Here is an 8,354-nt window from a genome sequence, read left to right as displayed (position 1 = left end):
CGCCCGTTGCTCGGGCAGACTGAGATCGAAGGCAAAACGCTCGTTGAACGGATTGGGATGGATAGAACCGAGAGCAAACCGGTCGGGCGGCAGCGGCGGATGGCCCGGCTGCGAGAGCGGTTCGGCAAAGTCGAGATCGGGGATTTGATCGAGGCTCAATCGATTGCCGGACTCGACGATTTCAAACGTGTTTGACTGCGTCTCGCCGCCCCGGGCGCGGACAAGCAAGTAGATCCGGTCGCCGATTGCGAGGCCGTTCGGTTCATTGTTCATCGTGAGAGGTATGCGAAACCGGCCATTGGGAGCATTGCCATCGCCAATGGTGAACCGATCGAGGTATTCCGGTATCAACTCAACTTCACCTTCGTTGCCGGGTCGGACAGTTTCGCGGACCACGTGAACGGCGAATCCGCCTTCAAGGTGATTGCCGTCAGGATTGCGCAGCGGCTGCCCATGCAGGTTTCCCACGACCAGAGGCCGCGGTGGAAGGAGATAGTCGGGCGCAACACCTGGATCCCGGCGGGGTTCTGGATCGACCTGCCGATCTTGTAACGACTCGAGCAAAGTCGGCGGACCGGCTTCACGCGGGGCCTGACGGGTCAGATGGGCAAGGTACGCCCGGTCTGGTTCCAACCGGTCAAACGATGCCGACTGCCAGCCGCCTGGACGCGCCGTGGCCATCTCAAACCGATGGGAGTCGGTATTCCAGCCGAGCAGGATATCTACTCCACCTTCGGGCGGCAAGTCGGATAGGTCTTGCAGGCGACCGAACGTCGGGGCGTAGAACTTCCAGCCCATTCCGAGTGAAGACCATCTGAAACGGGTATAGAGTTCGGGGTTGCCGGTGACGAGCAACCGGACGCCTTCCCGGCGAACGCCGGTCAAATTGACCCAATAAGCGATGCCGCGCGCTAGAAGGAAGAGATCGCCCTCCCAGCGCTCAGACTGGGGGTTGTAACGGGCTACGCGGTGTCGTCCGAGCCGGCTATCCCAGGCGGTTATCTCGGCTGCGCCTAATAGGTCCCCAAAGACCTCCTGCGGCGTCGGAGTATTGGGAAGAACCGGAAACGCGACGAGGTTATATCCGGGGCGAAGGTCCAAGCGCCAGTAGCCTACGACATCGGTCTGAGGCACGGCGTCTGCGCTGGCGGTGCCCAAAAGAAGCATAACCAGCGGCAGAAGGCGCTTAATTTGTCCTGACATTTGAGTGCCTTAGGATTAGGGGTTTAGGCTTGTGGCTTCTGGAGAGCAGTTCCCAAGTCAAGAGCCTAACCTACTTCAATATAGGTCAAAGCGTACGGCAAGTCAATTACGGCTGTGCCGATTGTGGCAAAAAGGTTGTGCCGTCGGGTGAGAGTGTCTGACGGCACAACCAAACCCAAAGCCCTTAACCTTAAGCCCCAAGCCCAAGCCCTAAGCCCTAAGCCCTAATTCTACTTCACAAGAACCACCCGGGTCAATACCTGCCCCTTAGAGTGCGTCATCCGGATGATGTAGAGCCCGGCGGCGACATTCCCGATATCACATGCCACAGCCTTCCGTCCGGCGGGAACGAAATCCTCATAGAGCACTGCGATGACCCGACCCTGGAGGTCGAGCAGATCGATGGCGACCCGGCTCCCGGTTGGAAGTTCCATAATCAAGGTCAGCGAGCCGTTGAACGGATTCGGACTGACCTTCATCGTTGCTGGACTGAGGGGTAAGATGTCAGACAGAGGCGCAAGATCAGGCTCAAGAACGGTGAGTGTTACCGGGATTTCGCTGCGAAAGGGAAGTGCATTGTGCCCGAAGAGAAGCCGGGCGCGCCAGACGCCGACCGGGAGTGACTGGCCATCGAAGGTGAATCCAATCCGTCGCTCTCCCCCGGCGCGGAGGGTGCTGGATCGAGGCAAAGCCGCAAGCCAACTGACATCGGACCCTGCCCGCCATATGGTAATGCGGTCGGTGCCGGGGTCGTTCGATACCTCCTGGATGGCGATCAAATTGATGACCGAGGGCGAGAGGCCATTAGCCAGCGCGAGTCCGAGCGGACGACCGCCTTCTTCGGCTTCGAGAACGCCCCAGCGCAGCGTATCGCCTGTCGCCATACCGATCTTATGACACGCTTGAGCCGCCAGGGGGCTGATGCAGGACGAGCAAGGTATCATCACCTTTATCTTCGGGCAGCAGCGCCATACCGCCAATGCTTAAACCCTGTCTGTCGATCAACGGTCCGAGCGAATTGCCGATAACGTCGCAGCCAACTACATCAGTCTCTATCCCGGCCAGCAGAAGTATCTGAACAGCACCAGACCGAACCACGGCAACATACCGGGATCCTGCGAGCGGCGAAGGAAATCTCCGCTGCAGGTTGCCGGCGCGGTCGAAGGCATAGACGGTGTCGTCATCGACGCCCCAGAGCCAGTTGCCGTCCCAAGTAAGTCCGCTCATTCCATCACGCGAGCAGCCCAACTGACGAAACTGAGCGAAACGCTCGCCACCCGGATCGAGAGCGTAGATCCATCTCGCGCCTTCGGACGATCCAGCCACATAGAAACTCCCCGCGGCGAAGGTGAGCGCGGTCAACTGATCGGCACCTGCGCCTTGGGCGGCAGGCAGACTGCCCTCCTGAGTGAGCGAGGCAAGTTTCTGGTCTTCCGGCAGGTGCTTGCGAACGGTCCACTCCAGTGGGCCGTTGCCGGCATTGACCAGAGTGAGCGATTCCTCGACGCGACTACCCTGGATTAGTTCGATGTTGATCTCCTCAGGCGCAAGAGCGAATTCCGGATGAAGTAAGGCGAAGTCTATCTGGAGGGAGTCGGTCTCGCCGATCCGCTGTCCGCCGAAGACCTCTTCATTGTAGCCCGGAGCCGATGCGCTGATGACGAAGTCGCCTATCAACGGGCGAATGAACTGGTAGTATCCCTCAGCGTCGGAGGTTGTCTGGCGGCCGTTGTCGATCCTGACGACAGCGCCTTCGAGCGGCTCGTCGGTGGCAAAGTCGGTAACGTAGCCGAAGATGATGTTATTGAAGGAAAAATCGTCCGGGTTGTAGTGGTAGCCGATATCGACGACGTCTGCATCAGGTTCCAGACTGGTACGCGTCGAGAGACGGCTCATACCAGCCTCTTCAGCGGACCTGCTGCCGGCGTCGATAGTTACTTCGGGACCTTCCTCAGAAAGGAGCGTTAACCGGGTGCGAATCTCGACCCAGCGGTTGCCATTGCCGCGATAGACACCGCGCGCCACGAGAACGGTGTCTCCGGTTCGCGCGGAACTGACGCCGGACTGCAGCGTCGCGTAATCACGGGGGACGCGGAGGAGAAGATGTCAAGGAAAAAGTAAGCGGATAAGCGAGTAAGCGGATAAGCGGTTAGCGAGTAAGCGGGTTGCGCCACTTCCGACGCCATTAGCCCCTCCCGGCTAAGAAGCGCCAGATAGACCTTGGCTTCGCCCTGGGTGAGCCGCAATACATCCGCAAAAGCGCAACCTGTTCCTGCACTTTCGGATTCGACTTCATCTGTTCACTATATCCTTAAGTTACTGGACTCTTAAGATCTAAAGACCTTCATCCTTATGCGCTGTGGTCCTTTTTTCTTCGTAAGACTGCCCAGACAGATGGAACCGCTGAGACGACGATGATACCGAGGACTACCCAGGTAAGGTGCTGCTTCATAAAGGGGATATTCCCAAAGAAGTAGCCGCCGAAGAGGAAACTAACCACCCATGCCAGACAGCCGACGAAATTGTAAAGTGTGAATCGGGCATAGTTCATGCGGCCGACTCCGGCCATAAACGGTGCGAAGGTTCTCAGGATCGGAAGGAACCGGGCGATAACGACTGTCGTGGCTCCATACTTGTCGAAGTAGGCAGCCGTCCGGTCGAGATACTCGCGCTTTAGGAACCGGGTATCGCGCTCCAGAACGGCTGGTCCGAGACGGCTGCCGATAGCGTAGTTGACGATGTTGCCAAGAATCGCAGCAACGGCGAGGTCGAGGAAGAGCCACTTGATGTCAAGCCAGCCTCCAGCCGCGAAGGCGCCTACTACGAATAGGAGTGAATCCCCGGGCAGAAACGGGGTGACAACCAGTCCGGTTTCGCAGAAGACCACCAGAAAGAGGATGAGATAGGTCCAGAGTCCATATTGCTCGAGTATGGCACCGAGATAACGATCGAGGTGCAGGAAGATGTCTATGATGGGGGGGAGTTGATCCAAGCCGTTATCCTATTGCAGTTAGTGAGTGTGCCCCGGACCGGAGAGCAGACCGATGATCGCTACTCCCGATAAGAGCAGGGTCAACGTTGCCCAGCGGCGCTCAGGGTCGTGAAAGACTTCGGGAAGAAGATCGCAGAGAGCCACATAGAGAAATGTCCCGGTTGCAAGACCGCGAATGGCGGTCTGTCCGATTGCGGGGAGGAGGCTATATGCTGCGTTGCCGGCGATGAGTCCAAGCGGCTCGATGAAGGCAAAAGCCACGAGTAACAACATCGCCCGAAAACGTGGCACCCCGGCCAACAGAAGTATCGTCGCGAGAGCAAAAGCCTCGGAGCACTTATGGATTAGGAGTGAAGTCAGGAGGGGCAGGCGCGCATCGGGTTCGCTCAGTTGCGCTGCCATGCCGAGACCAACGGTGAGGGCATGAATCGAGAGACCCAAATAGGCTGTTGCGCCGAGGAGGTTATGGCTGCCGCCCGGTTCAGACTCGACTTTACTTGCAAATACGAGCCGTTCCACCACGAAGAGACCCAACAGTCCGGCCAGGAGTGATGTCGCTGCTCCGGATCCGGTAACCGACTCGGGCAGCATGTGATAGAAAATCGTTCCGATGAGGAGCCCGGTGCCGAGCGCCAGCAGGCGGTGCAAGCCGGCTCCGCCAATACGGCTGAAGAGCGGAAGCAGCCCCCCGATAAGGGCGGCCGCGCAGAGCAGAGATGCCGCTATAGCGAGTAGCGACGGGTCAAGGCTTGGGATCAAATATCGTCAGTATCGGAATGCTGTGGATAAGTCAAGGCGCGTGAATGGCGTCAGACACCGCCTCGTAAAGGGTTAGATGGCTCAAGATATGGGGATTTTCACGCAAAAGCGAGTGCGTGAACTGGGCGGGAGGGATATAACGGCTAATTGCCGGAGATGATCTCGACGATTTTTTCGATCTCGAAGGGCTTGGCGAGGTATCTTGCGCCCATCTGCAGCGCCGTCCGCTCGATCTCGGGGGTGCCATAGGCGGTCATCAGGAGCAACTTCATCGAGGTGCGCATCCGGTGGCCTTCACCAAGAGCGGTCAAGCCATCCATATCCGGCATCTTGTAGTCACTGATGAACCAGGCGAACTCATGCTTGGCCACGGCATCGAGCGCAGCCCGGCTGGTTTCAGCGGCAATAACCTGAAAACCACGGCGGGTCAAGGCGCGTTCGAGCGACCACCGCAGAAGCCATTCATCTTCAGCCAGCAGCACCAGATTGCCCATAGCAGTAGCGGAAGGGGATTCGGGCGTCACGTTCCAAGGCTCCACATATGCCAAGTCTATGGGCAAATAGTGTGCCGCCTTGAAAGGATAAAGGATAAAGTATGAAGGATGAAGTCAAGGGAGGAAGGAAGAAAGGTGGAAAGGGAGAAAGGAATCAAGGGCATGGTGACAGAACGGGCATTGAAGCCCTTGAAATGAAACAGCCGATAAGTCCTCCTCTTACTTGTTGCGAAAAGAGATGCGAAGGGGGACTCCAATGAAGCCGTAGGACTCCCTCAGGAGTCGCTCGGCAAAACGGATATAGGCGTCGCCGACGGTGTTCGCGTGACTTGAAAAGAAGGCGAATGACGGAGGGTTCGTCCCCACCTGCGCGGCATACTTCAGGCGCACCATTCGTCCCTTTACGGCAGGCGGCGGAGAACGCTGCAGGAGCGGGGTGATCGTCGCGTTCAGTTCGGGCGTCGGAATCCGACGCGATCTCTCAGCCTTTACTTTCAAAGCTGATGCGATGATGTTGACGGCTTTACGACCAGTCAAACCAGAGGTGAAGAGTAACGGCACCCACGTCAGTTTCGAAGCACGGGATGTCCACTCCTTTGCCCAGAGGTCTGCCAGACGGTCGGGATCAGACTTCAGCGTTGGATCGGGAACAGCGTTCGACAGAGCCGCCAAATCCCACTTGTTGACCGCTACAATGACGCCTGTGCCGGCATCAGCAGCCTGCTGCGCCAGGCGGATGTCGCCCTGGGTGAGACCTTGGGAGGCGTCGATCAGGATCACCGCCACATCGCATCGCTGGAGGGCATTCAAAGCCCTTAATGTGGAATAGAACTCGATGCCCTGCTGACCGAGCCGTCGTTTGCGCAAGCCGGCCGTATCGACGAGCCGGATGCGTTCGCCGTGATATTGGATTATCGTGTCGATGGCATCGCGCGTGGTGCCGGGAAGGTCCGAGACGACCATACGATCTTCGCCGGCCAAACGGTTGACGAGGGTTGACTTGCCGCTGTTGGGAGCGCCGATAATGGCGAGCGAGAGCGCCTCCGGTGCCGAAGCCTCGGGCAGGACCGGCTTCATCTTCCGGATGCGAGTAGTCAGGGCATCGAGCATCTCGGCAACCTGGAAACCGGTCCGTGCCGAAAGCGGATGGACGTCGCCGAGCCCGTAGGAGGGCATCTCCCAAGCCAGCCCGATCCGGGTGATGTCGTCAATCTTGTTGGCAATGAACAGAACCGGCGCAGCGCGACGCTGTACGATGCGCGCCAGTTCGTGCTCATTGGCATCCGACCCGGCTTGCGCGTCGGCTACAAAGAGGAGGATATCGGCCTCACTGGCCGCGATGAGGGTCTGCTCGCGAACCGCTGCGGCCAACTCAGCGCTCTCCGAAGGGGGAGTATAACCGCCGGTGTCGATCAGAATGAACGGCACGCCGTCCCACTCCGTTTCGGCATAATGGCGGTCGCGCGTAACCCCCTCTGCGGCATCTACGACGGCTAACTGCCGCTTGAGGATGCGATTGAAGAGCGTCGATTTTCCGGTATTGGGGCGGCCGACTATGGCAACAGTTGGTAAAGGCAAAAGACAATCTGGTTTGGTACCGGTATTGGCGTATGGGTGCGCTGCAGATACACAAGATAAGCGAGGCATTGTCATAGGGCAACGCTTTCCGGTAAGACTTGCCGGAATGCCGAATTGTCGGTATATTGAAGGCTAAGAAGATTTGGTCAAGAACCGTTACGGGACGGGGGATACATGAAGACTGTTTCGGGATTTATGCTCCTGATGCTCCTTCTGATGGCATCGGGGGAGACAACGGCACAGCCTGATTCGCTCTGGTCGCGGACCTACGGGACGGCGGCGAATGATTCTCTATGGGGGATGGTGCGGATAGGGGACGGGAACCTAATGATGAGCGGCTACACCAGAGAGCCGGGAGTGCCTCACACCTATTTCGCTCTTGCCGGTTCAGACGGCAGGCAGCAAATGGCATCGGACGTCCATGCGCAAGGAGATTGGTCGGAAGGGCGGGACGTGATCAATTCGGCTGACGGTGCTGTGATGATTCCCGGCATCTGCAAGATCCCGCAGAACGACGCACGTCGTGCTACACTACTTAAAATGGTTATCGGAGGGCAAGGCTGGTTTTCGGTATTGGACGATGCCACCGAGTATAGCGAGGCGTTTTCCGTCATCAATGGTCCGGAAGGGTCCTTCTTTGTAGGTGGAACCTACTATCCCGGCAATGAACATCACGATGACTTTGCGCTTTGGAAGATCGACGCGAACGGCCGGGTGGTCTGGAGGCGGAACTACGGCGAAGCCGCATCAGGGGAATATGGGATTTCCCTTCTGATGTCCCGTGACGGCCGGCGCCTCGTGCTGGCCGGGCAGCGGATGCTATGGGGCGAGGGGGGCATGGAGGAGTCCGAGATGATGCTCGTCATATCCGATCTCGAAGGCCGGAATGCCGACATCCGGAGGTTCACACTGGACAATCGCTTCGCCTTTGCTATGAAGGTCATCGAAACCGCCGATCGGGGATTCCTGCTTGCCGGAGCAGTGAGCGTTCAGGATGAACAAGAGCCGGGCCGGATCGTATCCTGGGACGGCTGGCTGGTCAAAACCAACGCCGAAGGGCAAATGGAGTGGAACCGGGTCATCGACAACGACCGGACCGAGTGGCTGATGGACGTCAAAACCCTGCCGGGTGGGGGATTCGTCGTAGTCGGAGCGATCGGCGATGGCCCCGGCTGGAACCTCGAGAACACAGACTGCATTGTAGTGCGCACCGATGCCGAAGGTGAAATGCTGTGGCAGACGACCTATGGCGGCACGGGGCACGACACCGGGATGCGTATCATCGCCGACAATGAAGGAGGCTACTACATCGGCGGATCGACGTCATC

Annotated in this window: 8 protein-coding genes; 1 reads left to right on the top strand and 7 read right to left on the bottom strand. The window is 58.3% G+C overall.

Features of this window, described 5'->3' with window-relative positions; all coding sequences use genetic code 11:
- The 7 genes from FJY67_10220 to der form a co-directional block, all read right to left on the bottom strand.
- Positions 1-1,203: hypothetical protein (locus FJY67_10220; GenBank protein ID MBM3329829.1), on the bottom strand; the 1,203-nt coding region annotated here is incomplete at its 3' end.
- A 230-nt stretch (positions 1,204-1,433) separates the two neighbouring features.
- Positions 1,434-2,147 (bottom strand): T9SS type A sorting domain-containing protein, encoded by a 714-nt coding sequence (locus FJY67_10215; protein ID MBM3329828.1) that lies wholly within the window; start codon positions 2,145-2,147, stop codon positions 1,434-1,436.
- The gene (locus tag FJY67_10210) at positions 2,095-3,228 is read right to left on the bottom strand and encodes a carboxypeptidase regulatory-like domain-containing protein (GenBank protein MBM3329827.1); all 1,134 of its coding nucleotides are present in this window, start codon (positions 3,226-3,228) and stop codon (positions 2,095-2,097) included. The genes FJY67_10215 and FJY67_10210 overlap by 53 nt, the downstream gene beginning before the upstream one ends.
- Positions 3,229-3,553: 325 nt before the next feature.
- Positions 3,554-4,195 (bottom strand): hypothetical protein, encoded by a 642-nt coding sequence (locus FJY67_10205; protein ID MBM3329826.1) that lies wholly within the window; start codon positions 4,193-4,195, stop codon positions 3,554-3,556.
- Between the two features lie 18 nt (positions 4,196-4,213).
- The gene (locus FJY67_10200) at positions 4,214-4,954 is read right to left on the bottom strand and encodes a hypothetical protein (protein ID MBM3329825.1); all 741 of its coding nucleotides are present in this window, start codon (positions 4,952-4,954) and stop codon (positions 4,214-4,216) included.
- 143 nt (positions 4,955-5,097) lie between these two features.
- Positions 5,098-5,478, bottom strand: coding sequence for a response regulator (locus FJY67_10195; protein ID MBM3329824.1), 381 nt, complete (start codon positions 5,476-5,478; stop codon positions 5,098-5,100).
- Positions 5,479-5,667: 189 nt separating this feature from the next.
- A complete protein-coding gene (gene der, locus FJY67_10190) occupies positions 5,668-7,101 on the bottom strand; it encodes a ribosome biogenesis GTPase Der (GenBank protein ID MBM3329823.1) in 1,434 nt (477 codons plus the stop codon).
- 99 nt (positions 7,102-7,200) lie between these two features.
- On the opposite strand from der, the gene FJY67_10185 reads away from it, so the two are divergent.
- Positions 7,201-8,354: hypothetical protein (locus tag FJY67_10185; GenBank protein MBM3329822.1), on the top strand; the 1,154-nt coding region annotated here is incomplete at its 3' end.

This window comes from Calditrichota bacterium (genome assembly GCA_016867835.1).
Lineage (GTDB): Bacteria > Electryoneota > AABM5-125-24 > Hatepunaeales > Hatepunaeaceae > VGIQ01.
This window is presented reverse-complemented; position numbering and strand designations above follow the sequence as displayed.